Source organism: Desulfosporosinus sp. OT (assembly GCF_000224515.1).
Classification (GTDB): Bacteria; Bacillota; Desulfitobacteriia; order Desulfitobacteriales; family Desulfitobacteriaceae; genus Desulfosporosinus.
In genome coordinates this window covers 23,467-49,414 of the sequence record NZ_AGAF01000008.1, presented here as the reverse complement: position 1 = coordinate 49,414, position 25,948 = coordinate 23,467, and the positions used below count along the sequence as shown (strand labels likewise).

General features: G+C 40.9%; 25 protein-coding genes and 3 pseudogenes. 4 read left to right on the top strand and 24 right to left on the bottom strand.

The features are described 5' to 3' along the window. Positions 1-331: 331 nt before the first annotated feature. The 12 genes and pseudogenes from DOT_RS00650 to DOT_RS31535 all read right to left on the bottom strand — a co-directional run bounded on the left by DOT_RS00650 (position 332) and on the right by DOT_RS31535 (position 8,349). A complete protein-coding gene (locus tag DOT_RS00650) occupies positions 332-637 on the bottom strand; it encodes an ABC transporter ATP-binding protein (RefSeq protein WP_009612841.1) in 306 nt (101 codons plus the stop codon). Between the two features lie 169 nt (positions 638-806). Beyond that, on the bottom strand, positions 807-2,045 hold the full coding sequence (locus DOT_RS00645; RefSeq protein WP_009612840.1) for an amidohydrolase family protein: 1,239 nt from the start codon (positions 2,043-2,045) through the stop codon (positions 807-809). Positions 2,046-2,396: 351 nt separating this feature from the next. After that, positions 2,397-3,548, bottom strand: a complete 1,152-nt coding sequence (locus DOT_RS00640; protein ID WP_009612839.1) for a YARHG domain-containing protein — start codon at positions 3,546-3,548, stop codon at positions 2,397-2,399. Positions 3,549-4,207: 659 nt separating this feature from the next. Further along, on the bottom strand, positions 4,208-4,843 hold the full coding sequence (locus DOT_RS00635) for an NAD(+)--rifampin ADP-ribosyltransferase (RefSeq protein ID WP_009612837.1): 636 nt from the start codon (positions 4,841-4,843) through the stop codon (positions 4,208-4,210). A gap of 51 nt (positions 4,844-4,894) precedes the next feature. Continuing rightward, positions 4,895-5,245, bottom strand: a pseudogene (locus DOT_RS00630) (DUF2200 domain-containing protein). Continuing rightward, positions 5,242-5,600: pseudogene (locus tag DOT_RS28130) on the bottom strand (DUF1801 domain-containing protein). Before DOT_RS28130 ends, DOT_RS00630 begins: the two co-directional pseudogenes overlap by 4 nt. 317 nt (positions 5,601-5,917) lie before the next feature. Beyond that, positions 5,918-6,130 carry a hypothetical protein gene (locus DOT_RS30100; protein WP_040410850.1) on the bottom strand — a complete coding sequence of 71 codons (213 nt, stop codon included), beginning with the start codon at positions 6,128-6,130 and terminating at the stop codon, positions 5,918-5,920. Between the two features lie 6 nt (positions 6,131-6,136). Further along, positions 6,137-6,328, bottom strand: coding sequence for a hypothetical protein (locus DOT_RS00620; RefSeq protein WP_009612833.1), 192 nt, complete (start codon positions 6,326-6,328; stop codon positions 6,137-6,139). An 11-nt stretch (positions 6,329-6,339) separates the two neighbouring features. Beyond that, complete coding sequence (locus DOT_RS28125; protein ID WP_242833730.1) at positions 6,340-6,549, bottom strand: recombinase family protein; 210 nt, start codon at positions 6,547-6,549, stop codon at positions 6,340-6,342. 414 nt (positions 6,550-6,963) lie between these two features. Next, positions 6,964-7,302 (bottom strand): helix-turn-helix domain-containing protein, encoded by a 339-nt coding sequence (locus DOT_RS00615; protein WP_040410849.1) that lies wholly within the window; start codon positions 7,300-7,302, stop codon positions 6,964-6,966. Positions 7,303-7,655: 353 nt separating this feature from the next. Next, complete coding sequence (locus DOT_RS00610; protein WP_040410847.1) at positions 7,656-8,048, bottom strand: hypothetical protein; 393 nt, start codon at positions 8,046-8,048, stop codon at positions 7,656-7,658. After that, positions 8,011-8,349, bottom strand: a complete 339-nt coding sequence (locus DOT_RS31535) for a recombinase family protein (RefSeq protein WP_242833731.1) — start codon at positions 8,347-8,349, stop codon at positions 8,011-8,013. Before DOT_RS31535 ends, DOT_RS00610 begins: the two co-directional genes overlap by 38 nt. A 552-nt stretch (positions 8,350-8,901) precedes the next feature. On the opposite strand from DOT_RS31535, the gene DOT_RS27600 reads away from it, so the two are divergent. Beyond that, positions 8,902-9,219 (top strand): DnaJ family domain-containing protein, encoded by a 318-nt coding sequence (locus tag DOT_RS27600; protein ID WP_009612829.1) that lies wholly within the window; start codon positions 8,902-8,904, stop codon positions 9,217-9,219. Between the two features lie 43 nt (positions 9,220-9,262). On the opposite strand, the gene DOT_RS00595 is transcribed toward DOT_RS27600, so the two are convergent. Together DOT_RS00595 and DOT_RS00590 are read right to left on the bottom strand one after the other, a co-directional pair. After that, positions 9,263-10,462 carry a pyridoxal phosphate-dependent aminotransferase gene (locus DOT_RS00595; RefSeq protein WP_009612828.1) on the bottom strand — a complete coding sequence of 400 codons (1,200 nt, stop codon included), beginning with the start codon at positions 10,460-10,462 and terminating at the stop codon, positions 9,263-9,265. 181 nt (positions 10,463-10,643) lie between these two features. Continuing rightward, the gene (locus DOT_RS00590; RefSeq protein ID WP_009612827.1) at positions 10,644-11,204 is read right to left on the bottom strand and encodes a site-specific integrase; all 561 of its coding nucleotides are present in this window, start codon (positions 11,202-11,204) and stop codon (positions 10,644-10,646) included. A 410-nt stretch (positions 11,205-11,614) separates the two neighbouring features. Between DOT_RS00590 and DOT_RS00585 the strand changes: the two genes are divergently transcribed. After that, positions 11,615-12,535, top strand: coding sequence for a hypothetical protein (locus tag DOT_RS00585; protein WP_009612826.1), 921 nt, complete (start codon positions 11,615-11,617; stop codon positions 12,533-12,535). Positions 12,536-12,706: 171 nt separating this feature from the next. On the opposite strand, the gene DOT_RS00580 is transcribed toward DOT_RS00585, so the two are convergent. Then, the gene (locus DOT_RS00580) at positions 12,707-13,153 is read right to left on the bottom strand and encodes a Fur family transcriptional regulator (RefSeq protein WP_009612825.1); all 447 of its coding nucleotides are present in this window, start codon (positions 13,151-13,153) and stop codon (positions 12,707-12,709) included. Positions 13,154-13,529: 376 nt separating this feature from the next. On the opposite strand from DOT_RS00580, the gene DOT_RS00575 reads away from it, so the two are divergent. Then, positions 13,530-14,243 carry a 4Fe-4S binding protein gene (locus DOT_RS00575; RefSeq protein WP_009612824.1) on the top strand — a complete coding sequence of 238 codons (714 nt, stop codon included), beginning with the start codon at positions 13,530-13,532 and terminating at the stop codon, positions 14,241-14,243. Positions 14,244-14,505: 262 nt separating this feature from the next. On the opposite strand, the gene DOT_RS00570 is transcribed toward DOT_RS00575, so the two are convergent. From DOT_RS00570 to DOT_RS31530, 9 genes and pseudogenes are all read right to left on the bottom strand, one after another. Continuing rightward, complete coding sequence (locus DOT_RS00570; protein WP_009612823.1) at positions 14,506-15,387, bottom strand: VOC family protein; 882 nt, start codon at positions 15,385-15,387, stop codon at positions 14,506-14,508. A 551-nt stretch (positions 15,388-15,938) separates the two neighbouring features. Then, positions 15,939-17,468 (bottom strand): xylulokinase, encoded by a 1,530-nt coding sequence (gene xylB / locus DOT_RS00565; protein ID WP_009612821.1) that lies wholly within the window; start codon positions 17,466-17,468, stop codon positions 15,939-15,941. A gap of 52 nt (positions 17,469-17,520) precedes the next feature. Next, a complete protein-coding gene (locus DOT_RS00560) occupies positions 17,521-18,561 on the bottom strand; it encodes an NAD(P)-dependent alcohol dehydrogenase (protein WP_009612820.1) in 1,041 nt (346 codons plus the stop codon). Between the two features lie 127 nt (positions 18,562-18,688). After that, entirely contained in the window at positions 18,689-19,681 is a 993-nt protein-coding gene (locus tag DOT_RS00555) for a sugar ABC transporter substrate-binding protein (RefSeq protein WP_009612819.1), read from the bottom strand. 128 nt (positions 19,682-19,809) lie between these two features. Further along, positions 19,810-20,790 carry an ABC transporter permease gene (locus DOT_RS00550; RefSeq protein ID WP_009612818.1) on the bottom strand — a complete coding sequence of 327 codons (981 nt, stop codon included), beginning with the start codon at positions 20,788-20,790 and terminating at the stop codon, positions 19,810-19,812. Between the two features lies 1 nt (position 20,791). Further along, the gene (locus DOT_RS00545) at positions 20,792-22,303 is read right to left on the bottom strand and encodes a sugar ABC transporter ATP-binding protein (protein ID WP_009612817.1); all 1,512 of its coding nucleotides are present in this window, start codon (positions 22,301-22,303) and stop codon (positions 20,792-20,794) included. Positions 22,304-22,745: 442 nt separating this feature from the next. Continuing rightward, positions 22,746-23,870 (bottom strand): ROK family transcriptional regulator, encoded by a 1,125-nt coding sequence (locus DOT_RS00540; protein WP_040410845.1) that lies wholly within the window; start codon positions 23,868-23,870, stop codon positions 22,746-22,748. Between the two features lie 127 nt (positions 23,871-23,997). Beyond that, positions 23,998-24,216 carry a hypothetical protein gene (locus tag DOT_RS00535; RefSeq protein ID WP_157998384.1) on the bottom strand — a complete coding sequence of 73 codons (219 nt, stop codon included), beginning with the start codon at positions 24,214-24,216 and terminating at the stop codon, positions 23,998-24,000. A gap of 1 nt (position 24,217) precedes the next feature. Then, a pseudogene (locus tag DOT_RS31530) lies at positions 24,218-24,358 on the bottom strand (aldo/keto reductase); the annotation flags it as partial. A 317-nt stretch (positions 24,359-24,675) separates the two neighbouring features. On the opposite strand from DOT_RS31530, the gene DOT_RS00530 reads away from it, so the two are divergent. Further along, positions 24,676-25,767, top strand: a complete 1,092-nt coding sequence (locus DOT_RS00530; RefSeq protein WP_009612814.1) for a hypothetical protein — start codon at positions 24,676-24,678, stop codon at positions 25,765-25,767. Positions 25,768-25,948: the final 181 nt, after the last annotated feature.

The following is a 25,948-nucleotide window of genomic DNA, read 5'->3' as shown; positions in this document are numbered from 1 at the left end:
ACCCATTATTACGTCCCAATAATATTGTGCGATTAAAAAGCGTTTTCTGAGCTAACTGACTCGCTAAGCATATGGGCTTAAATGCATAAAAAAACAAATATCGACTATATTTTCATGCAATTTCCATACCATTAATTTTCTGTTTGTTATAATAGGCAGTTATAACAGACTCTAGGGCTTTGTGCCTTTTGTACAAAGAAGTTATTGCATCTTAAACTCCACTAAAAATGTACACGAAAATTTACATTCATCTAGTTAATAAGTGAATAAAAGCACTATGAATGATGGCTTAAGTGCTTATGTAAACAATGCAATACATGTATCTTTATGTTTACATGACTGTTCTTATTATACGAATTCTCAAAATTCCGAACAGCTTCTTTTGCCGTCGCCGATACTGCCGATAATCGCCAGCGATTGCCGCTTGATCCGGTTCCTTGACGCTTAAGGGCATGTCGAGCACTTCATAGATTCCCTTTGCTGAAATCTGTCCTCGCGGGATACCTAAAATGACATTGGTAAGCATTCCGAAGCGCATCAGGATTTGAATTGAATAACTGATTGCCGCCATTATAGCGCCGGTTTCAATGGTCCCGTTTCGGACGCCTTTCCCGCCGACCCAAGCGAAGGTTTGCACTTGGGTTGTAGAAAAATATCAGGACATGCATTGTCCGATTGTTCCCTTGATTTGATGAAATTGAGCGGTAGTATCTTATAAAAAACCAGCAGGAAGATTAATCTCCCTGCTGGAACACGTTTGTAATGATACGTCCATATAATAATTCAGCAACTGGTACTTATTCCTCTTAAGATGCGAGTTGTTCACCACGATGCCACACGCCGCGGATAGATAGTGTGTCCGCGATGTTAGTAAGCGGGTCGCCGTCTACCAGCAGTAGATCAGCAAGTGCTCCAGGGACGATCCGCCCCCGGTCGGTGAGGCCAAAACGACGTGCTGGAGTAGAGGTGGCTGCCCGCAGCGCTTCTATAGGTGTCAATCCTGCAGCGACCAGCAGTCTCAGTTCATGGTGTAGGCTTGCGCCGTGGGCAAGACCGCCAAGGATCGGTATCGGTTCCGATACATCGGAGCCTGCTAATATGTCCACACCGGAGTCGCGGAGAGCTCGGATCGTGGCATAAGCATCTTTGAGCTTTCCTTGCGGATAGACATTCATGCTTCGAGAGAGTGAGTCGAGCCACTTCTTGCTCAGTCTTGAACACACTCGTTCGTCGGCGGCCAGCCAGGCTGCGCTATTGCCAAAAGCTGTGGAGAGTGTCACCAATGTTGGTATGATAAATGCACCGGATAATGCAATATCAGAAATAAGCGATGGGATAGGTAAACGGTCAAAAAACAGGTGGCCCAATCCATCCACGCCAGCATCGGTTGCTCGCTTTGTAGCCTCGGCGGTCGTGACATGGACGATAGTAAGCTTATCACGGCGATGCGCTTCATTAACAGCCGCATAGAGAGTCTTATCATCCAGTACAGGAAGTCCGGGGAAACCGATACAGCTACCATCCTCGATAAAAATTTTAATGTAATCAGCACCTCCGGCGATCTGATCGTCGACGAATTTGACTGCCTCATCAGGAGTCCGGACAGACCGAAAGACAAACGGTAAACGACAGAATAAGCGTATTAGCAGGCTGCTGCTTGAACTAATATATTCAGATGGGTGTCCACCTTTAGGGGTAACGCCCATTCCGGGGGAACGTAAATCAGCGATATCATTCCGTTCAGATATTTCTTTGCGCTGTTTGGACGACCAACGACCCTGCATCTCAAGCTCTGTGGTGATGCCAAATTTCAGCGCATCATGCAGGCCGTCCATGTCGGTATGCACATGGGAGTCGATGAGGCCGGGAATTAGTGTTTTGCCTCGACCATCAATGACTGTTGCCCCGGCTGGCACCGCACCACCCACTGCATGGATGAGTGCCCCTTTGATTACCACTGTCTGATTATCGATAACACGCTCACCGTCAAAAATCTTTGCGTTGGTAATGGCAGTAGTCTGATCCGTTGTAACATTGTGATTCATATAATACGCCTCCGTTTATTTGATAAGCTCATCTTAGAGGAGAAAATTAAACGGAGTTTAAACGGATATAATATTTCTAAAAATTTTAGAACACCAAAGCAGCGGAAAGACTAGTCCTCCGCCGCTTTTGCATACCGATTTTATGCTAACTCATTGATTGGAAATGTCACCCTAAATGCCGTTCCTAACACCAACGTGCTCTGAGGATACAAAAAAGATGCCGTCAAGACCCAAAAAACGGTGGATTAGCGATCCACCGTTTTTCAAAATGATTTAAAGTCTACCATGGCCTGGCACTAATTTTATTTATGAACCGAAGACTTTTTAAAATATTTCAGTTCGATTATGGCCTTAGTCTGTAAAGTATAGCCCGTCGAACACCTCACCGGCCGGAATACCCAGTTCCCGTACCTGTTGGAATCCTTCGACAGAAAACCATCCTTTTACGCCGTTCGCGGTAGTTGCATAACACCATTCCTTGTCATCACTGCCCACCAGCAGCAATTTATCTCCGGGTACCACACGAACCGCCACCTCTTGACTGCCCGGAGCCGTGTAGAGGGTCAGCGCTTTTTTGACTGTTACGTATTGTTCCTTGAAGGTTGACAGATAAAGCGGTTTTGCCACGTGTTCTAGCACATGCTGCTCATTGATGCGGTATTCATCGTCGTAAAACCATGTTTGAAGTATCTGAAAACGCGTCTGGGCCATTACTTTCCCGTCTCCGGGCAAGCGGCTGTAAGTTCCGCACAGGCCCTGAACCTGGCCCATCTCGATGATCTTCCTGCCCCCATTGGCATAAAAGGTAGTTCTATAATCTTCACTGGGGCCATACTCCTGGACCGCAATTTCCTTTACGCCGTCCATAATGTCCAGGTCGACAATGGAAAAACCCTCTTCCACATTCGTACCGCTGCCATGGACGGCGGCACCGTTAATGGTCAGGGTGAAATCGCTTCCTTCCGACAGGCTGTACTGGATTTCTTCCGTCTTCCCATCCCCATCCAGGTCAAAGCGGGCATATTTCCCCAGGGGCAGTCCCTGGCTTTTGGCAGGTTCCTTCCGTACTGCTTCATATCTTTCAATCAAGTCCACATTGTCTTTTTCAATGTCCGAGATTTCATTATTGAAAGCTGCATTTTTCGTATACCAGCTTTTAGCTCCGAAATACTTTTGCAATCCCTCATCCTTAAAGATATAGCCATGTCTGGCGAAAATTTCATTTCTGGCAAGATATAGCAGGCGGTAATCCAGGTTACGGACATTTTCCTCTGTCAGCCGGGTTGAATCGCTGTCCTTAAATATATAGCCTTCCTCTGCAGCCTCCGCTTTGTCCCCTTGTCCGCTTCTCTCATCAGCATTCATTCCTGCCGACATGCCGGCCGGGCTTTCTCCCGTCTGCAGACGGTTTGTGTCGGTCTTTCCCCCGCAGGCCGTCAGCCACAGCAGACTGGTACAGCAGATGCAAACCAGTACCCCCAGGGTTTTCTTCATCCCTTTCATCTGACTTCCCTCTCCCCTCATGCGTATACTCTAATCTGCCCGTTAGGGTGGTATATGACTACTTCTGATTTTTGATTTCTTGCTATGTCTCTAGCCGTATTTAGCATCCGTTCTCCTATATACAATCCGGCGCCTCTTTTATTAAAGGAATAATAGGATGCAACGCCTGATACAAAAAACATCAGGGTCATGAAAAAGTAAAGCAGCAGCATTCTGTATGGCCCGAGTTGCCAATATTGATGTCGGGGTTCTCGGGAATAGGTCAATCGTTTTTTAGCGTTTTAGCGGTATGTGGAAACATGTCAACGGTTTTGAGGTTCTTGGGAACATATCAACACCATATACTAATCTTCTGGCGGAATTCACCCTTCTTCGTAGTGGGTTTTGCTGTGGAGGTGATACTGTGAAGAACTGCAAACGCAGCTTTTGAAGCTGGCCAGCCCCAAGGCCGCACCCAACCAAATTGCAACGTAGGGTGCCTGCTTTATTTTATGTGAAAGCCTACCGACTAACTTGAAAGTAACTATTACCTATTTAAAATATGTTCAGTTAATAATTTCGCCCTTGTTTTTGTCTAATTTTTCGCGCCATTCACGTCTCTCCGTAGTTGTCAGTTTCGCCCACTCTGTTTCTTCACCAATAATTCTTAAAGGTTCTTTTTATCGATAAGAACGTGTTAAGTTACCCGGGAATTTTTTATCAGTAACATTTGGGTCGTTTTCGAATTCACCTGTTGGTTCTATTATATAAACGCGTTCTCTTGCTTCTCCTTTTGCTAATGCTGCTGCAAGTCCTGCGCCATTTGCATTAGCAGTGAAGTAAATGTGGTTCATTTTAAGCTCAGGTTTGTAATTTGAATTTCCACCCGCTGTCAATAAATCACCAACCTGCAAATCTGCCTTTGTCCCATGATAAAATGGTCCTTCATCAGAAGGTGCACCCTTATATGAATTTGACAATTCATAATTTCTTTTTGCATTATCTGAATCACACAACTCCTCATAACATTTGGCAATATTTAAATATAACGTTGGGTATGCACTCTTAACATTATCATCATTTATATTTAGTGCACGCTGTAAAGATGTTTCCATCCATTTCAATTTGTCTGTAATACTCTTTTGTTGACGAGCTAAATGATAAGCTGCAATAAACCTTTCATAGTCATCTGTTGATTCATGCCATGCTTTATGAAACATCGTGGTTGCATCTTCAATGTTTCCACTAGCTGCCAAGTTCATCCCACTCATACAGAGTTTAATAACGACGTTATTTGGATCAAATTTTACACTCATCTAATCTTACCTCCTAATTAATTGATTGTTATTATGAGTAAACCCAGAAATTTAACTCCTCAAAACCTTCTCCATTGGCTTGCCTTTTGCCAATTCATCAACCAGTTTGTCAAAGCCACCTTATTTTCTGCATAAGCGGGTCTTCGATTTCCTCGACGCGATGCCCGCAAATCACACCTGAAATTTTTGCGGCGTTAGGGTTTATCTGCGGGGCTTGACTAAAAAAATTTCATAATCAATATTCTTCATTATTTGCTCTTGCAAACCAGAATCGTCATACCCTGTGAGCCAAAAAATCCCTGCATTAACCTCGGATTTGGTGCGCCCTTTGCGCTCCGCCTTTTGGACGAGTAGCGGGTAGACTTTTGAAAATGCCATCTTGTACACGCGCTCGTTTGTCATAAAGTGTCACTCCCTTTTGCTTCCCGATTTACTCTCCACCGCACGATATCGGTGATAAGTTCATAATCTATCGGTTTGCCAAGGTAGCTGAATCGTTCCTTTACTGGTCTTATATCCAGCGAGCCGCTCCGCAAATTCAGACGTAGCTTCGCCGCCGGGGTACAGCCCGATGTGTTTTTTGAACGCCGCGAAATGGATGAAGGTTCTCACCCTGCCAGAACGTCGGCATCTGCCACGAGATTTTCTCTGTGGCTTCCGGCGCAGCGGCGCGGATGGTTTCTCTGATGCTTTGCAACAGAGGTCGCACATCTTCCGGTTGTGCAGCTATGTATTCGTCAATGCTGTTCGGCTTCACGCAAAAGTGGTCTTGTTATGTGTTTTTGAACTCACGACCACATTTCGGGCATTTCCACATTCCACCCACGCTCCTTGTTATTGTGTCGCTGATAAACTATTTGATACACACCCATTGTTGACTCACCAATAACAAAGCGACAAGTAATAATGCCAAAATGGTAATACCGCGGCAAGTACATTAATAACCTTATTTGTCCTGCCTTTCAGAACCTTGGACAGCAAGGCATAAATGCCAATCCCGATTACCCCCCAAGAGTATTACTAAGCACATCGGTAATATCGGCTCTTCCGATTACGAAAATGTATTGTGATATCTCAAAAGCCAAAGTTAAAACGACAATTGCAAGAACTTTTTTCACAAAAGACCACTTGCTTTTCAGCATACAAATATAAATCTCTGCGGTCTCCCACAAAATATTTTTGTAATTCATCACTTGTTATCTGGTCTGGCCTTATCTCATGCAAATATTGGCAGGCAGTTCTATATACTATTTGGTTCTTTTTCTTCTGTTTCCATTTTGCTGCCATACCCCTTTATCTACTTATCGTAAGTGCATCCTTAAAACTGTCACTCTCAATTGGAATAAATTGTCCATCCATGAAAAGGCTTCTGCCGAGAATATCGGAAAGTGCCATCGTTTCCCACTCCTCCAGCAATTCTGGCTTACTTTCCAATAGGGCATCTATACTACCCAGCACCTCAGGATTACTCAACCTTTCAATCAACACTTTTCCTTCTAAATATTCTCCATTAGAATCCTATCTATCTTACCGTTATTGCAGTCGTTAATCATTCGGTGGAACTCATCACGCTTCTTTGTGTTCATACCGGAAATACCATCATCAGTATAAATCCCGGTAAGAACCCAATCTGGATGACTTTCGATGTAGGAAGTATAATGCTCTATCTGCCTGGATAGCTCTGTAGGACTCGACAGAAAACACAAAAAAATTAGACGAAGGGTTCGAGTCCTCTCGTCTCTACTGTTAATAACTCAATAATTGATACAAATTAACTATGCACCTCCGCTTTTAAAAAGGGGGGGTGCAAATATGGTGGTTAGTGGTAATATAATGTTAATACTCGGTGAAATATTTCCTTCCTATCAGTAAGGCAACAATATAGTAACCAAATCGCTGCGAATTTGAGCACTTGAACTGGCCGCCACACTCTCTACGTGCACATTCCTCCCATTGTTACAAGCATATAGATATAAGGATTAAAGTTCATTCGAGCTTCAAAAGTATGTATCCCTGCGATGACTCCCGGAATTGATTTTATGTTTTGCGTCATGTGGACAACTCGCAATACAACTTATGCAATCGTGGGAAAATGCTAAATGACTTGAGTCTGAGCAGTCTCAATTTTCTTTTTCCTTAATAATTCCCAGTATAATCCCTACTTTTAACGCAGCATAAACATTAAACTTTACTTCCTGAGCATCAAGGCTGTAGCCGATAAGTTCTTCCACTTTGCGCAAACGATATCGAAGGGTATTAGCATGAATATACATCTTTTTTATCGCGGTCGAGATATCTCCCCCTGAAATAAAATAATGCCAAAGAGTTAAGAGCAGGTTGCCATCATGATGTTGGTCGTAGTTGAGAACCGGACCGAGCGTCTCATTGAAAAAATCGCGTAAGTCCTGCTCTCTTTGGTTATAAAATAAACGGGTTGCGCTGTCTGGTAATCTGCACAAACATCTCCTCCAAAATATGCATCAAATTACGTTAGCCGTCGATGATAGTTGTGGGATAAAACTCTTATAATTTAAGTATGGATATTAATTTTCGAAAATCAAGTACTAGAATACTGGAAAAACCAAAGGTTTTTTTCAATTAAAATCTATTGGGAATTCTCTAATACCTTTGTCCGTATATTTTGCCATCTGTTTCACCTCCAGTCTATTTGGACCCTCTTTCCTTCCCATTATTATACAAATATAAAGTTGCTTCTTTTAACGCAAAAAACCCATAGAGTAGGCACTTGCCACCCTGTGGGTACTGATTATTAAAATACTACTTAGGAGACCTTATCAATTAACATTCTTACCTATGACAATACCTCACGCAATTCAATGCCACATCTAAAAACAAAAGTTGCTTCTACAAAGGATTGAATCACTATCTTCTCAACCAGCTTCCTAAATAAAGCGGCATTAAATTTAGCAAGTGGTGTTTCTTTAGAATTCAGGAATTTCTTCATTTCCTGAATTCTTTTTTGCCTCATAATCTCTGACAACTCAGCTTGCTCTAGTGCTCCTTTTCTCTCGCGTATTTGCTCCATTTCTTCTGAGACCCTTAAATACTCAGTCTCATACGCTGAAGTTCCTGTGCCAGCACGTGCATTTAATCGCACAAGACCCATAATCTCTTGGCCTAATTCTTCTAGCCTTTCATTTAACTCTTCAACGGTAATTCCCTGCTCTACCTGTTTTATTCCCATACTGATTTTTTCCCGTTGTTGAATAACCACGAATTGAAGTTCGTCTTTTAAACTCGGCTTGAATCGCTGCAAAGTCCTCGCTAGAAACAATGGGTTCATGGCTATTGGCAACATAATAACTTTGAACGATTCCAGTGTTTTTTACCCGCTTTTTAGTCAGAAAATCCGCCGTATAAGTCTTTTGCAGCCTTGCATCACCCATATATTTCTCGTTCTTTAAAATGGTAATAATGTTACTTTCATACCACTTGGTTTTACCGGCACCATTTTTTAGACCGTCCCCCGTTAAACCCTTAGCGATTTGTCTGGTACTTTTCCCCTCTAAAAATTCTCTATAAATACGTTTAACAATTTAGGTCTGCTCCGGTACGATGATGAGCTCGCCATTTTCATCTTTATCGAGCCTAAAAATCGCTTGGCATTAACTACAACTTTCCCGTTTTGAAACCGGTGGACAATACCCCACCGCGTATTATGGCTCAGTGCGAAAGACTCCTCATGCCCTGTCCACTGAAACATATCGACGCACTAAACTACTTAATCTTCTCTAACCTATCGTATAAATCCGGTCTTCTCCCCTGATCCCAAGAACTGTAGATCATTTCCGACAGCTCGGAGGGAAGAGGTAGGGACTTTCCACAATAAATTAGAACATGTTTTATCAGCCTAAAACAAATATTACCGAAAACACCATAACCTTTGGCGTACTCATTCATATAAGATGTTCACAACTTTTCATTCCATAAAGACAGGCGCTGCCAAGTTTTAGTTAAGTCTGTCAACCGTTAATCCTCCTCAACATATAATATTATGCAAATCATAAAATCATATGTAATTGTGAGGGGATAGCAACATGAGAGATAACTTTGATACGCTTGCCGAACGCAGAATTCAGGAAGCTATAGCCCGCGGTGAATTTAAAAACCTGAGGGGTGAAGGAAAGCCTGTAAGGATTAACGGTCTTTATTTTCTACCTCAAAAACTTAGAGCAGCGTACACTGTTCTGAAAAACTCAGGGTATCTCGATAAAGACCCTCAAGAAAACAAACGCCTTCAGCCTATGGGCGAAGAATTTAATATACCTAAGATGAACACTTCTATTTCAAAGCAAGAACTCTCGGCAAAAGTCTTTGATCATAGCGTGATGATGGATTCTCTACGCAAAAGATAATAGTTAATTTCTCGCTTATTTTCCTCGATAATACCAATTAATACTAATCATAAGAATGGATGAGAGAAGCATCCAAACCCATAACTGCTTTTTTAATGCGCTGTAACCCATCTTCCAGCACCGAACGAGGGCAGCCTAAATTGAGCCGTTCGAAGCCTTCTCCACCGAGTCCAAATGAATAACCGGCATTTAGACCTACGCCCGCCTTATGCACCAAGAATTTATGTAACTCTTTCGGTTCCATCCCTAATGCTCTAAAATCGAGCCAGATCAAATAGGTGCCTTCAGGTTGAATCGCCCGAATCTGCGGTAGCTCTTGATCGAGGAACGACATTAGAAATTCCACATTTCCCTTTAAGTACTTCATTAACTGGTCGAGCCAATCCGACCCATACTGATAAGCCGCTTCCAGCGCCGTTATCCCAAAAACATTCGGGTTATGAACACCTGTCAAGCTAAGTGATGCTTGGAATGCTTGACGATACTTAGCATTAGGAATGATTAAATTAGAGTTTTGCAAACCAGCTAAATTAAAGGTCTTGCTCGGGGCTGTACAAACTATCGATTGAGCAGCTAACTCTGGAGAAAGAGAAGCAAAAGGAAGATGTTGATATCCCTCATAGATAAGATCACCGTGAATTTCGTCTGAGATAACTATGATATCATGGGCCCGGCAGAGCTGTCCTAAGCGTTCGAGTTCCCCTCGTTCCCAAACTCTTCCGACAGGATTATGAGGGTTGCAAAGAATCATCATCTTAACACCACTCGCAAATTTCTCCTCCAAATCCGCAAAATCCATCGTATAGCGACCGTTTGCCAAGGTAAGTTGGCTGTTAACAACCTCACGCCCATGATTCTGTATGGCATGAAAGAAGGGCGGATAAACTGGGGACTGAATGAGAATCTTCTCGCCTGGTTTCGTTAAACTCCGGATCAATTCATTTAGAGCAGGCACAATTCCTGGACTGAATGCAATCCACTCTCGTTGGATCGTCCAACTATGACGCTTCTGCATCCAGTCGATAATTGCTTGGTAATAACTCTCCGTTCCGCTTGAATAACCATATATCCCATGCTGCGCACGCTTCACTAAGGCCTCAACTACGGCTTCCGGAGCTTTAAAATCCATATCTGCAACCCAGAGTGGCAGTATGTCGGCGCGGCCAAACGTTCGTTGATTAAAATCCCATTTTATGCACCCTGTTTGTTGCCTGTCGATTAACTGGTCAAAATCGTAGTTCATTAAATCGTACCTCTTCCTCATTGTTCTAATTTATTCTTGTCTTTGGGGTGACCGGCATCAATCTTCTTTCGGATTAACTTTAGGAGCACCCTTAATAGTAACCTGATTAGGTTCTTCTCCTGGTGCAAAATTAATTATTGAGAAACTAGAAAATATTTAGATATCCTTAGATTGCCACTAATCAGAGATTAAGATTCAAATACACATCATCCAGCTCGTCTTGGGTTATTCCTATGTATCGTAAGGTTTCTTTCTGAGAAGAGTGATTTAACAGCGACTGAATTCGGGTTACATCCACTCCAGCTATGTAAGCATGGTAACCAAAAGTTTTCCGTAACGTATGAGTACCAATGTTGTCCTTAATTCCGACCATTTTTGCCGCGTCATTGATGATACGATATGCTTGTTGCCGCGTTATCGGCCCACCGCCTTTGCGCGAAGGAAATAAGGCCATTTCAGGAAGAGTACCCAAGAGATATTCTTTTAACGCTTTGATTACTGTATCGCTAAATGGAAATGTCTTAGTCTTTCCTGTTTTCTTCTCTCGGATTGTAATCCGATCTTTAACTCTCCCCTTTTCATCCGTGACGTCAGATACCTTGAGCTTTAAGAGATCACTAACTCTAAGTCCAGAATTGATACCTAAGGTAAAAAGCACATGATCTCTCAGGTTGCTTCCTCGGAGGACCTTTTTCATTGCTTCGATTTTTTTTCGATCACGTATGGGTTCGACAAATTCCATCCAAAGCGCTCCTCCCTCTTTTGCTTTAATTCAACGCATGCAAACCCAAGTTCAATCGGTCTTAAAAACGAGTTTTAGCCTAATGTGCCATAAACCAGTATAACACTTAATTGTGACACATTGAAGCCTTAGCTCTGAAATTTCCAAGCAAAGAAAAGAGCTGAAACCCATTGGTACGCATGGGTTTCAGCATATTTCCCGAATGTTACACACTCTCCTTGTGTAACATTCGGGAAATATGCTGAAAATCAATAGTAATTCATCGCTTTTGATCTGAAAGCATTGTTTATAAATTTATCTTTATACCAGATTACTCCAATGGTATACTATATGTATTCAGGTATACCCATGCGAATTTGTATTAGTGGCATGTCGAGGTATACTATATGAAAGTCGAGGAGTATCTACAAATGAGCGAAGAAATGAATATCGTAAGACCTGATTCTTATTCCGTCAAAACAACCTCAGATGTTACCGAGAGGATTCAAGAGTTAACCAAGAAGACCGGACTGAATCATAAAGATTTATTCGCTGCAATGGTGACCCGGTATTACACTGAGCTTGAAGCTGGAAGCGAGATTGATCGCAGTGATGATATGCAACAAATCCGGTATCATCTTAACCGAGCAGAAAACATCTTTCTAGGGTCTTTGCAAAAGGTACAGGACCTAAAAAAAGATTACTCGAAACGCCTAGAAGTTCAAAAGGCACAACATAAAGAAACTCAGGAAGATCTCCAGAAGAAAAACACCCATTTGGCAAAAGAACTTGAAAAACTATCAATTGCTCTTTTAGCTGCTGAAGCCCGATTTAAAGAAACCACTGAACGCAATCAAGAATTGGAGGAAACCAATCGAGGCAACCGAATGACCTTGGATTTATTAAGTCAAAAGATACAAGAACTTGAATTAAAAGCTGCCGCACTGGATCCACTGAAGGTTGAGATTACAGACCTTCAAAATAAAACCTTCTCCTACCAGCAAGAGCTTACCCAACTCCATTCAGAATTAAGGTCAGCTCAGCAAACTGTTGCCAACCTCGAGCAACATCGGACTGAGGCGGAAGAAGTTGCTCACAAGCAAGTAAAAGAACTGAAGACCACTTACGAAAAGGACATTCAGCAGCTGCGAGATGTTCATAAGCTGGAATTAGACAAAACACTCCTTGAGTCTAAACGCCAAATTTTAGAAACCATTCAAAGGCTTAAAGAGGAGCACGGACAGAAGATCGAAGATCTATTAGATAAAAACGACAATTTCAGGACTAAGAATCAAGAATTAACGGAGAAAATTTTCTCATTGGAACTGGAGCGTTTAAGATTGAGCGACTAATTACGTATTAAAATTTTTCTTACGATAATTTTCATGGCCTAGCCCAAATCTCGTGACATTTAAATATTTAGAATTATTAGTCCCCTGTTTTTGGGCAATATAAAGCCGAATAATTGTCGTAGTCTGGCAATTATTCGGCTATTTTCTACTCAGTCCTATAGTCATTACCTTTTAAGTTTTTTCTGAGCATTTCTGGCAATATCCATAGAATTTGAGATTGTGGTATTTGACTTTGAAGTTATTTTTTTTCGAAATTTGTGCTTCAAGACTTTCCAATAAGTAATCATCAAATTCCGCGACACTTCCACAATCCAAGCAAATTAGATGATGATGGTGGGGATGCGCATCTTCATTGGTAATTTCATATCGGTATTTACCGTCACCAAAATCGTTTCTGTGAATAACACCTAACTCGGATAGGATATCAAGGGTACGATAGACCGTGGCTAATCCGATATCCGAGTGTTGGTCTTTGAGCAATAAGAAAACATCCTCGGCACTAAGATGTCTAGCGGAGTTGGCCATGAAGGTGTATAAAATTATTTCCCGTTGACGTGTAACCTTATAATCATTATTATGTAAACGCTCACAAGCTTGTTCAAATAAATCCTCAACCAATTTTTAAATCCCCTTCATTATAAGTCTGAGGTACGTTACCCTGGGTGCCTGAAATTATTATAACTAAAGCACAGGACTCAAGCAATTGGTTAATTATTAAGCTTTCTCAATTAACGCGAAGATGCCTTCTCCTTGTACTCCAGAATTGTAAGCGTTTTCGGCAGAGGCAATTATCCCTTTTAAGTCATCAATAAGACCTTTTATTTACTAAAACCTCAGACGGTGGTAGTGTGATTTAAATCACATCAAAAGTGCTACTTTAATAACAGCACTACGGTCAGATTCGATATATACTGAGTATAGGCTCAAATATTGGATTTAATCCTGCACTTATTAATGAACCTGTTATAAAAGATATCTGAAAGGGGTTATTATCATGAAACGCAACATTATCAAAATAGATGAAGAAAAATGTAACGGATGTGGCCTTTGTGTCAATGCTTGTCACGAAGGGGCCCTGCAATTGATCGACGGAAAAGCGCGGCTTGTTTCTGAAAGTTATTGTGATGGTCTTGGTGACTGTCTGCCCGAGTGCCCGACCCGTGCCATAGTCCTTGAGGAGAGAGAAACTGTCGCTTATGACGAAGAGGCAGTCCTGAAACATATGAACAAAAGCAAGACACAGCCCGAACCTACACTTGCCTGTAGTTGTCCAGGCACTCATGCAAAACTGCTTGAGAAGAAACAAGAAGTCGTGCCGGTTCTATCCGGTGAAAACGTTCAATCTCAACTGGGGCAGTGGCCTTGCCAATTAAAATTAGTGCCGGTAACGGCACCTTACCTGGATAACGCTCATTTGCTGATAGCTGCTGACTGTACGGCCTTTGCCTACCCCCATATTCATCAGAAGTTCATGCGGAATAAAATCACACTGATTGCTTGCCCGAAACTGGATAACATTGATTATTCGGAAAAACTGACGGCTATGTTACAACAACACGAAATCAAAAGCGTGACAATTATAAAAATGGAGGTACCATGTTGCGGTGGAATTCTTCAAGCTGCAAAGAAAGCCCTTTCCAACAGCGGGAAAATGATCCCTTGGAATGTTGTTACAATATCTACAGATGGGAGAATATTAGAGGATTAAATTAATCGTTCTTCGCATACAATAGCCCCTAGAAATGAAGTGAGACCTATATCCGGGACACAACAATTAAGAGCCTTCCCAAGGTAGAATAAATCTACTGAGGGAGGGCTTTATATACGAAGTTTAGAGAAAGCACCACTCAATAACAGTTCAGAACACAGGTTATATATGGCCTTACATCCGTAGTTTTCTTATACATAGAGCCTTTACTTATAACTTATAACTTATAACTTATAACTTATAACTTATAACTTATAACTCATCATTTCTCATATGCCTTAATTAATAATTCTATATCAAATTTTTTCATTTGCAGAAATGCTTCAGTCACTCGTGCCAATTTTTCTGCATTCTTATCCTGCATCATCTCATCCATAATGCTGGGTACAATCTGCCATGAAAGTCCAAATCTGTCCTTTAACCAACCACATTGTTCAGCTGAGGGAAATGCAGATAGCTTATCCCAATAATCGTCAATCTCTTTTTGGGTATCGCACTTTACAATAAATGAAATAGCCTCATTAAAAGTAAAGCCGTGCTCATAGGCGCTGTCCATAGCTGCAAATACTTGGTTTTCAAGTATGAAATCGACATGTTGTATCATGTTGGATTTATTTGGGGCAGCATTCTCACCGTATCTAAGAATCTCACCAATTCTCGAATGTTCAAATAGTGTTGTGTAGAATCGGATTGCTTCTTCTGCATTGCCACATTGATCCCCGACAAACATGAGTGTTGGGGTTATTTTCTGCTTAATCTCGAAATCACGCATGTACATTACTTGCCAAGAAAGGCCGTATTTGTCAATCACCCAGCCATATTTTTCGCTAAACGGATAGACTTCTAAAGGCATAAGTGCTGCACCATTTTCGATAAGTTTCCCCCATATCCCTTCTACCTCTTCAACAGAACTACAGGCGATGAGAAATGATACAGCTGGTGTAAATTTGAAAAATGGGCCTGCTGAAAGCAACATGAATTCCTGTCCTGCGAGCTCAACTGTGATCATATCCACAGAACCGGATGGTGTGTTATGTAAGCTGGTTTTGTTGTTCAGTTTTGATCCTTCAAACAAGGACATATAGAATTTTGCCGCCTCATCGGCTGCTTTGTCAAACCATAAGTGTGGGATAATCTTTTGCATAGTGGTCTCCTCTCACCTTGAGGTATTTACGCCAATAAGAATATTCAACCCTTAGTTTTAGTTAATTACAGAGTATTTATTCAGCTTCGCTATCTTACGATATTACAATGGTTTTATCGCATAAACCAAGTCGTTAAGAGAGTTTCTGCACATTAAGAAAACTTGGCTTGCGCCCACGAAGACACTGTCTTCGCACGTATTAACCCTTCTTGCAGACACTGTCTTTACACAGGTTAGACTTCTTGTTAGCCTTGGTGAAGGCGGATGCCCCAGTTACCTGCGTTGGCCATGGATGGCGGAGTGTCCCTGTAGCCATGACTCAAACAGGACGTTTGAGGTTGGAGTGCTGCCAAAGATAGCAAAGCGCCGTGATGGCGAGAAGGGACCTTCCACATAGACGGAAGCAAAAAGTTATGCATTTTTAGTAGTATAAAAAACCTCCATAATTAAAATAAGAGACTATAAAGCCGCTTATCTTAAGCATGGAGGATATGGAAATAATAAACTTCAGTATGTTTAATTTATACATCTTTCCGGAAACTTCTCTATTGCTAGTTAGGCAGCTTCGCCAAAGTCTTAAAAGACTCCTGTAAATCAAGGTAAAGTTTTTTATATAGTTCATAATAATCTTCATACACTTTACGAGTTAATAGATTTGGATTCTGAATGCTTTTCTTGACAACGAGATGGTCACAGGCGTTTTCTACAGAATCATAGATACCGGCCCCAACTCCCGCCAGGATTGCCACACCTAAGGCAGGTCCTTCATCAGCTTTGATGGTACTTACAGGACAACCGTACATATCTGCAAGCATTTGTCTCCAGACTGAGCTTCTTCCACCGCCACCGCAAGCGATCATATCTTCAACGTTTACGCGCATCTCTTTAAAAACGTCAACACATTCGCGCTGGGAAAAGGCAACCCCCTCCATCACGGAACGAATCATGTTAGCCCTGCTATGCGAAGCTGACAATCCGAAGAATACCCCTCTACAATAAGGGTCTGGATGCGGAGAGCGTTCACCCATCAAGTAAGGCAGATAAATAAGTCCACCTGCTCCAGGCATCACTTGTTCAGCAAGCCTATCCATGACAACATAAGGGTCAACACCTAACTTTTTCGCCTCAATCATTTCCTCAGAGCAACAGGTGTCTCTTAACCATTTTAACGATAAGCCGGCACCTAAAGTGCAGCTCATGACCGTCCATTTTCCTGGTACTGCACTGCAAAGTGTATGCACCCTTCCTTTAAGGTCAATGGATACGTCATCGGAAATTGCGTAGATGACACCGGAAGTGCCAAGCGTAGTAAAAGCACTGCCGGCCCTGACAACCCCGGTGCCCACGGCAGCTGCAGAGTTGTCAGCTGCGCCGCCCACAACAATTGTGCCCGCACGAAGCCCCGTCAGTTCAGCTGCCTTCCTGTGAATCTTACCTGTGACGTCCGGTGATTCATATAGTTTCCCTAACATAGACTTATCAATATTAAATTTAGATAATATCTGATCTGACCATGCCCGTTTAGCAATATTCATGAGCTGCATTCCTGAAGCATCTGACATTTCTGTAGCATATTCGCCCGTAAGCATGTAGCGAATATAATCCTTAGGCAACAAAATATGGGCACACTTCTCATAGATTTCAGGTTCATTGTTTTGAACCCAAAGGATTTTAGACGCCGTAAAACCTGTAAGTGCCGGATTTGCGGTAATTTCAATCAGCTTTTTTTCACCGATTACTCTATTCATTTGGTCACATTCATTGGCTGTGCGCTGATCGCACCAAATAATTGACTTTCTTAAAACCACCCCGTCTTGATCGAGCATGACAAGTCCGTGCATCTGACCTGAGAGACCTACCCCAGAAATTTCCGAGGCATCAATTCCACTCTGAGTGATCACATATTTGATACCATCACATGTGGCATTCCACCAATCAGCAGGGTCTTGCTCCGCCCAACCATTAGCTGGCTGATATAATGGGTATTCAATCGTCTTTGCACAAATTGCGTTGCCTTCCAGATCAAATAATACGGTTTTTGTACCCGAAGTTCCTAAATCAACGCCAAGTAAATATTGCATCGCGCACCCCTCCTGGCTATTAATACACATATTGATAGTAAACTAAGCAAAGCTAATCAATTTTAATAACTGCTTTAACTACCTCTTCTTTATGGTTAATTACAAAATCAAAGGCTTGAGCAACGTCATCGAAAGCAAATTCATGCGTAATAATTCCTGATATATCAATAATGCCCTTAGAAATAGCTTTTATCGCTTGGGGGTAAATATTTCTGTAACGGAATACTGATTTAATTTCTGCTTCTTTAGCCATGATTTTGGCAAAGTTAAATTCAATTATATCTTGGGGTGCCATACCGACAAGAACGATACACCCGCCATTTTTTACAAGATAAGGAGTTTGAGCAATCGTTTTGGCAGCGCCTGCTGTCTCAATGACAATATCGACGCCTTCTTGGTTCGTTAGTTTGTCAATTTCCGCAAGAACATCTACTTCTGCGGCATTTATAACTGTCGTAGCGCCCAGTTTCTTGGCATATTCAAGCCTTTTAGGAATAACGTCAACTACAGTAATATCCGTGGCACCAAATGCTTTGCAGGCCAGCAGCGTTACCAGCCCGATAGTACCTGAGCCAAGGATCACGACGGAATCTCCTAACTTCACATTTCCTTGCTTTGCGGCATGCATGCCCACTGCTAAAGGTTCAACCAGCGCGCCTTCTTTGGTGGAAATCATATCGGGCAGCTTAAAGGCCATAGTTTCGGGAAACGCAATATAGTTCATGAGACAACCGTGATAAGGTGGTGTTGCTAAAAACTCGACATCGGGACAAAGATTGTATCGGCCAGTCTTGCAAAATTCGCATTGCCCACAAGTACATCCCGGCTCTAAGGCAACCCTATCTCCGACCTTTAGTTTTTCAACACTTGATCCAACGGCTACTATTGTGCCTGCACATTCATGACCCAAGATAAAATCACCATTGACAATGAAATCGCCTATTTTTCCATGCTCCAAGTAATGTACATCAGAGCCACAGATTCCTACATATTCAAGTTTGACAAGAACTTGTTTTTCTTTCGGTACAGGGACTTCGATTTCCCTGATTTCTAATTTGTTGAGACCCGTCATGTATGCTGCTCTATTTTTCATGGGGTATTCCCTCCTCGGTTGAATAAGTTAAAAAAGGTACAAGCTAATAGAAATAATGCCGCCTTTTGTCAACAGGACATTCATCCCTGAGGGAGAATGCCCTGCGACTCCAGAAAGCCATACTTTATTATTTAATTGTTCCCGATTTCTTGAGAATTTCGATGTATTGATCCACATTATCCTTGTTAACAAGTGGGTTACCGATGTCAGTATTAATTTCTTTTTCTGCTCCAGTTAAGAGTTTGTTACTGGAATCGAGTAATTTTTCTGCGAGTTCATTGGCATTTTGTAAACAGGTCGAGGTCATTCTACCGTCTTTAATAAGAAGCATTGCTTCCGCAGTTCCATCAACACCATAGGCAAGCATATGGGCATATTTCGGATTGTCTTTTACTACTTCGAGGGCTCCAGCGGCCATGTTGTCATTCATGGAAATAACAGCATCAATTTTATCGTTGGCTTGAACCCAGTCTTCCATGAGCTTCATAGCTTCATCTTTGTTCCAGTTAGCAATTTGCTCACCGACAATTTTAACATCAGGGCGTTTATCAAAGAACTCTTTTTGCCAGCTCTTACGTCGTTCATCAGCATGGAAGTTACCTGAAGGTCCTTGTAAAACAACAACCTTAGCATTCTGTGGAACTTGGGTTAAAGCTGCACGAGCATTAACTGCTGCTTGCTCGTAAGGCTGAGCATCAACTGAAGAGGCACCTTTGATACCAGAAATACGTGCGTTTGTCGTGATGGCAAAGATACCGGCATTAACAACCTTTTCTACGTAAGGTCTTTGGGATTCGCCACTATTTGGTTGCACAATAACGAGATCATATTTGTTAGTGATAGCGTTTTCGATCATCGAATTTTCTTTATCATCGTTAGCTTGACCATCGAAAACGTCGAGTTTAATATTTGGATATTTTTTCGCTTCCTCTTGGACTGAATTAGCGAGCCAAGCTGCAAATGAATCTGATTGGGCACGTGCAATATAGGCAACCTTATATGTTTTCTGGCTGCTATCCGTATTACTCTGAGCAGGTGTTGTAGGCTTTGTTGATGAACATCCAGCTAATAAAACGATTACTAGTAACATTGAAAAGACGCTTAATAGAGTTTTTTTCATTCTTTTCTCCATCCTTCTCTCTAGTTAATTTTTATTTTAAACAGTAAGGCTTTGTAATTCTGTAGTTGGTTGGTAAATGACTACCTCTCAACTTAAATTTCTGTCATTATAAGCCTTATCTGATGTTTTTATTTTTTATCCTCTAGTTTGCCTAACATACTGTTTGCTCTTCGGTTCCTTGTGTGAATATCGTAGATGACAGCAAGCGCAATAATTGTGCCACGGACAATTTGTTGCATATAGGAATCTACATTGGTCAAGTTCATAATATTGTCGAGAAATCCTACAATGAACGCACCGGCAAGCGTGCCGCCCACTGTACCAACCCCGCCGGAAAAACTCGTTCCACCAATAATTGCTGCTGTTAGAGCTGTAAATTCATAATTGACAGCACCATTCGGCAGCCCAGCATTGACACGGGACATAAATAGGACACCAGCAATTCCTACAAAAATACCATTGATAATAAATGCGGTATACTTAGTCTTATGGACGTTGATCCCTGAGGCAATTGATGCTTCTTCGTTACCCCCAACAGCATATAGGGAACGCCCAAAACGGGTATGATTTAACAAATACCAAGTGACAATTGCGATAACTACTAGAAAAATAATTGGTATTGGAATAACACCGATCGATCCCTGTCCTAAATCTGTAAACTTTCCAAGCTGGAGGATATTCTGCCCTTTCGTGAATAGGAGAGCCACACCACGAGCTACTGTGAGCATTGCCAACGTAGCAATAAAAGGAGGTGCTTTAAACGTACTAATCATCATGGCATTGAGCAGATTACAGATAATCCCAGTCAGAATACCAACAGCGATTGCGATTAGCAAAGACCCTGTCGCTTTATAAGCCGATACAGCAAAGACTCCTGAGAGTGCAAGGACGGACCCGGACGACAAATCCAACATTCCACTAATGATAAGCATCGTTGCACTGAGGGCTAGAATAGTGGTTACTGCCAACTGCCTAGAAATATTCGTTAAGTTATTAACCGATAAAAAGTTGGGATTTGCTAATGAACAGACAATAAATAGCGCTATTAGAATCAGATAAATGCTATATTTCTTTTTTGCGGTACTCCAAAAATTAGTTCCTATTTTCATATTAGTTCACCCCGTCAGATGTTAAAGTTCCAGTGGCATACTTCATAATAAGTTCTTGGGAAAAATCTTCTCGACTTATCTCCCCAGTAATAGTCCCTTTGGCCATGACATAAATTCGGTCACACATACCAATTACTTCAGGTAGTTCAGAGGAGACGATGATCACAACTTTACCATCTTTGGCCAGATCAGTCATGAGCTTATAAATTTCAAATTTGGCACCGACATCAATACCACGTGTCGGTTCATCCAATATTAGAATATCTGGATTTCTGATCATCCATTTGGCGAGAACGACCTTTTGTTGATTACCTCCGCTCAATGAGGCGATCGGTGTTTCAATTGTTGGTGTTTTAATTCTCATTTTAGTAAGAATGTCAGAGACAATTTTCTTCTCTACTTTTTTATGGTTCCTAAAACCATAAAAAACACTTTTTAAGTAGGATAAGGTTGTGTTTTCCTTAACGGAGCGCATCGGAATTATTCCGTATCTTCTTCTATCCTCTGAAAGCATTACCATACCATTATCAATGCTCTGTCGCACGTTTGTAATGGTAACTTCCTTACCTTTAATTTTCACTACACCTGATGTTTTATCGTCCAGACCATATAGAGAACGCATAACCTCGGTTCGTCCAGCACCCATTAGCCCTGCGAATCCCAGAATTTCGCCTTTTCTAACATGGAAACTGACGTCATGAAACACGTTACCGCAATTCATGTTTTCAACCTGAAGCATATCTTCTCCGATCTGAACGTGTTCCTTAGGATATGTCGTTGTAAGTTTCCGACCGACCATCAGAGCAATCACCGTTTCAATGTCTAACTCTTCCTTCGGATGACTCTCAACAACCGCACCATCTCTTAACACCGTTATTTCATCAGCAATCTGGAAAACTTCATCTAATTTGTGGGATATATAAATAATACTTACCCCTCTAGCTTTCAGCTCTCTTATTTTAACAAATAGTTTTTCTACTTCCTTCAGAGTGATCGCTGAGGTCGGCTCATCCATGATTATGATGTCTGAGTTGTAAGAAATCGCTTTAATGATTTCCAGCATTTGAATATCGGATATCGTCAAATCTTTGAGTGGTGTGATAGGAGAATACGGTAAATTTTCAGCCCTTAAAAGCTCTGTTGTGCGTTGTCTTACCTCCTTCCAATTAACATTCCCAAACCTATTGACGGGGAGGTTGCCGAGAAATAGATTCTCTTCAACCGTCATTTCTGGAACGTAACTCATCTCTTGAAAGATCATTGAAATCCCTAACGTTCTTGCTTGGATAGGATTATTGATTTTTACAGGTTTTTCATCAATAAAAATCTGACCACTATCTGGTTGATAAATTCCATTGATGATTTTCATTAATGTAGATTTTCCTGCCCCATTTTCCCCACACAACACATGAACGGAACCTTTTTTTACAGTGAAGTCAATTCTATCAAGAGCTTTAACACCTGGAAATGATTTCTCAATCTTCGCTACTCTTAACTTAATTTTATCGTTCATTTTCTTCCCCCATGAGATTTTTTGATTTTAATATGTCTCATGCCTGATTCTAGAATCAGTTTAGAACCTTACCTTTAGAGACTTCACATATTTGGTCACATTTAACCAATTTGTTGTAGTAATTATATTGATCACCGTGATTTATGTAACCACTTTTGTAAATTGGTTTTAATAAGATTATAACGCTTTTTTAACTTAAGTCAACAAGTTATATAATAAAAAAAATATATATTCAGAATTCACCTGAAATTAAGAATTGCGAAGCATTGTTCACATACTCAACTTCGCGGGAATTTCAAGTGACGAGATGTCAAGCTCTTCTTTAGCATCGAAAGATGAGCTATAAATGTTGGTAAGTTGGGCATGAAAAATCATCCTTGCTAATAGAAAAATCATTAAGTAAGGATGATGTCATCATTGTAGAATTTTGCTAGGTTTGAAATTAGACATTATTAATGAAACTTTCAACATGTTGTAGAGCAGCGCCAACAGCTGTTGCCTCTAGCTTATACTTACAGACATGCAGATAACTGCCATCAACTTCAAACGAATTCCTTCTTGACACTAATTCTCTTAAATACTCCAAGTATTCGTCCATGTACGCTCCAGCATATCCTCCTAGGATAACATTGCAGTCATAAAGCATTCTCAAATTATTAATTATGACTATTAAATGAGTAAGATATTCATCCCAAAGAGCTTTCTGTGGTCCACTTTCTAGTCTTAAGAGCCTAAAGAACTCAGCTATATTTCCGTTGGTACTATCGGATAGAATTTTAGCTGAGCAGTAAGCGTCAACACAACCTTTTTGTCCGCAGTAACAAGTACGACCATCTCTGACAATTGTCATATGTCCAAATTCACCACTACGTTGATTTTGTCCAGAATAGATATTTTTACCAATGATGATCGATCCACCAACACTGTTATTAAGCGAGAGATATACGACATTTTGGATATTATTTTCATCCCATAATTCTGCAAATCCTGCGGCATTAGCATCGTTACTCAAGATGCATGGATAGGGGATAAACTCTGAGAAAGCCTTGACGTTTCCCCCTTGGAAATCAATCACTGTAGCATAATTAACGAGTTGTTTATCTTCTGATAATATGGCAGGCAAAGCGATGCCAACTCCCAATATTCTCCGACTTTCTATTTTGCATTCCTCAATAAATAGTTTAACTAAATTACCAACACCTGCAAAATAGGTTTTAGAGTTCACAAAAGGATACTGCTTTCGTACATTATTCAACAGTTTACCGCTCAAATCAATCAATACGATCCCGACATGATTACGCGTTATGTCTAATCCAATAGCGTATTTAAGGCTATTATAGGTAATCGCCTTTGCTTTTCTGCCTCCGGTAGATTCAAATAAACCTGATTCAATGATTAAATCTCTTTCTTGTAATTCTTTAAGATTTTGAGTAACGGTAGGTAAACTCATATTTAAAGTCTGAGCTATTTCTTGAATAGAAATAGGGTCATGCTTATATAAAAATCTATAAATAGCATTACGATTAATTTTTCTAACTTCGATGCTATTCACTCTACTCGTTGCCACTTATCTGATCACCACTTTCATAAATGTCTTTTCATAATGTCTTTTATATTATTCTATTTCTGCGAATTTTGCAATATTTACCTAACTCTAATACAATTCCACATTTTTCGGCGAATTCCTTCCGGATTTAACAAGCTAACAACTGGACCTCCACCAACAACGCCCTCCAATAATTAGAAATCTCTCCTATGCCTGTTGGCAGTAGGAGAGATTTGTAGGTACTCTCTCTGCGATTTCTTATACTTAATACGGCCAAGCTTGTAGCGTCATCAAACTTTATCTGCGCAACATCAAACTGTACGGACTCGGCAGTCACATTTTCCTCCAGATATATTAAATGGTTCATATTATTTTTGTGTTGGGTAAGTAGTGTTCATGAATTCTTCATGCACATTTTTTAATAGCTCTGGAATTTCTAAACTCTGTGGGTAATTTCCTGTACAGATTCCACAAGACACACATTGATCTGCACCAGAGCCCGCAGGAAGCCCTCTTATCCATTGGAACGCAAAGGATATTTTCCTTTTTAATTCCTTTTATTCGAATTGCCGTGAAGCAAATAGTAGTTCATCTTGGGCAAAAAACAGATAGACGTTTAGAAGATTTTCTAAATGTCTATTTCTTCTCAGTGTGTGCGAACGTACAAAATTGTACTTAACTAGCAATTCGAGGCTACATAAAAAGGCAATCTTTTATTTGAATTTTCAATTTGCCTATTATCTACTTCAATATTTATGCCGATATTAAATATGGATGGATTTTGAATAACGACCAATTTCATTCATAACACATGGAGGTGAGATTAATGAAAATTGCAAGTGCCGATGTAGCAATGACCAGTCAGTATAGCTTTACCGAAGCAACTGTAAGTTTGGAATCATTTAAGTTAAGAGTTGATAAGGGAAACACGGATGTTAACCAAATTAGCTTTTCAAAGTTGGAGATCGATACGTTTGAAATATCTGACCAAGCGAAGTCTCTTCAAATGTCTTTGTCTCAGAATGGCAGTGTCGGCAAACTCAATTATCAAGAGGATTCGATTGCGCAGCTAAGCGAGTCGGATAAAAGAAAGATTGAGCTCATTGAAAACATCATTAAGCGTCTAACCGGTAAAAAGATTAAGCTCTTTATTCCAGAAAAAAATGAAATCAATAATCCGAACATCAATCTCAACATTAAACACCTAATAAATATTGCCGACATTCATCGATTACAACAGCCTCAAAGCGTTGGATGGAGATTTGTTTTTAACAAAAGTATCACCCATACCGAATCTGAAAGTACCTCTTTTAGTGCACAGGCAGCCATTAAAACAGAAGATGGCCGAGATATTAATGTAGACCTTCAATTAAACCTTAGCAGAGAATTCATTACGAAGAATGAGATCAATATGAATACCGATATATTAAAAGTCGATCCCCTGGTTGTCAATTACAGCGCCTCAAGTGCATCCGTTACCCAGGAAAAATATCAATTTGACATTGACGCCAATGGTACATTAGATCAAATTTCCTTTGCTGGTCCCGGCAGTGGATTCCTATCCTTAGACCTCAATAATGATGGCATCATTAACGATGGAAAAGAACTCTTTGGACCTAATAGTGGAAACGGCTTCTCAGATCTTGCAAATTATGACACGGACAAAAATGGTTGGATTGATGAAAACGATTCTATCTATGAAAAACTACGAATTTGGACAAAAGACGCTGAGGGCAACGACCAATTATTTGCACTGGGTGAAAAAGGAATAGGAGCAATTTATTTAGGAAACGTCAATACAAGTTTTGCCCTAAAAGATACCAACAACCAGATGGATGCCCAAGTGCAAAAAACTGGTATTTTCCTTAGAGAGGACGGTACTGCGGGAACTGTTCAACATGTCGATTTAGCGATATAGCGTTTTAAGCGTCTCCCTCACACTCATCAGCTCTTTGAAAAGAGAGCTGATTTTTTAGTCCAAAAGTGTCCAGAGTTCAGGCTCAGGAGGCATTATTCCCATAACCCAGTGGGAAATGCGTTAACTTAAATAACCAAAAATTGCTAGAATTAGCCCCGGTGTAACACCAGGGCCTTGCTAT

What these genes read in the sequence shown, in the direction of transcription:
- DOT_RS00550 (WP_009612818.1), bottom strand. Translation starts at nt 20,790, where the DNA reads ATGAAAATAGGAACTAATTTTTGGAGTACCGCAAAAAAGAAATATAGC.
- DOT_RS00575 (WP_009612824.1), top strand. Translation starts at nt 13,530, where the DNA reads ATGAAACGCAACATTATCAAAATAGATGAAGAAAAATGTAACGGATGT.
- DOT_RS00640 (WP_009612839.1), bottom strand. Translation starts at nt 3,548, where the DNA reads ATGAAAGGGATGAAGAAAACCCTGGGGGTACTGGTTTGCATCTGCTGT.
- DOT_RS00560 (WP_009612820.1), bottom strand. Translation starts at nt 18,561, where the DNA reads ATGAAAAATAGAGCAGCATACATGACGGGTCTCAACAAATTAGAAATC.
- DOT_RS00645 (WP_009612840.1), bottom strand. Translation starts at nt 2,045, where the DNA reads ATGAATCACAATGTTACAACGGATCAGACTACTGCCATTACCAACGCA.
- DOT_RS00530 (WP_009612814.1), top strand. Translation starts at nt 24,676, where the DNA reads ATGAAAATTGCAAGTGCCGATGTAGCAATGACCAGTCAGTATAGCTTT.
- DOT_RS00585 (WP_009612826.1), top strand. Translation starts at nt 11,615, where the DNA reads ATGAGCGAAGAAATGAATATCGTAAGACCTGATTCTTATTCCGTCAAA.
- DOT_RS00535 (WP_157998384.1), bottom strand. Translation starts at nt 24,216, where the DNA reads ATGAACCATTTAATATATCTGGAGGAAAATGTGACTGCCGAGTCCGTA.
- DOT_RS00595 (WP_009612828.1), bottom strand. Translation starts at nt 10,462, where the DNA reads ATGAACTACGATTTTGACCAGTTAATCGACAGGCAACAAACAGGGTGC.
- DOT_RS00555 (WP_009612819.1), bottom strand. Translation starts at nt 19,681, where the DNA reads ATGAAAAAAACTCTATTAAGCGTCTTTTCAATGTTACTAGTAATCGTT.
- DOT_RS27600 (WP_009612829.1), top strand. Translation starts at nt 8,902, where the DNA reads ATGAGAGATAACTTTGATACGCTTGCCGAACGCAGAATTCAGGAAGCT.
- DOT_RS00545 (WP_009612817.1), bottom strand. Translation starts at nt 22,303, where the DNA reads ATGAACGATAAAATTAAGTTAAGAGTAGCGAAGATTGAGAAATCATTT.
- DOT_RS30100 (WP_040410850.1), bottom strand. Translation starts at nt 6,130, where the DNA reads ATGGCAGCAAAATGGAAACAGAAGAAAAAGAACCAAATAGTATATAGA.
- DOT_RS00590 (WP_009612827.1), bottom strand. Translation starts at nt 11,204, where the DNA reads ATGGAATTTGTCGAACCCATACGTGATCGAAAAAAAATCGAAGCAATG.
- DOT_RS00635 (WP_009612837.1), bottom strand. Translation starts at nt 4,843, where the DNA reads ATGAGTGTAAAATTTGATCCAAATAACGTCGTTATTAAACTCTGTATG.
- xylB (WP_009612821.1), bottom strand. Translation starts at nt 17,468, where the DNA reads ATGCAATATTTACTTGGCGTTGATTTAGGAACTTCGGGTACAAAAACC.
- DOT_RS00610 (WP_040410847.1), bottom strand. Translation starts at nt 8,048, where the DNA reads ATGGGAATAAAACAGGTAGAGCAGGGAATTACCGTTGAAGAGTTAAAT.
- DOT_RS00570 (WP_009612823.1), bottom strand. Translation starts at nt 15,387, where the DNA reads ATGCAAAAGATTATCCCACACTTATGGTTTGACAAAGCAGCCGATGAG.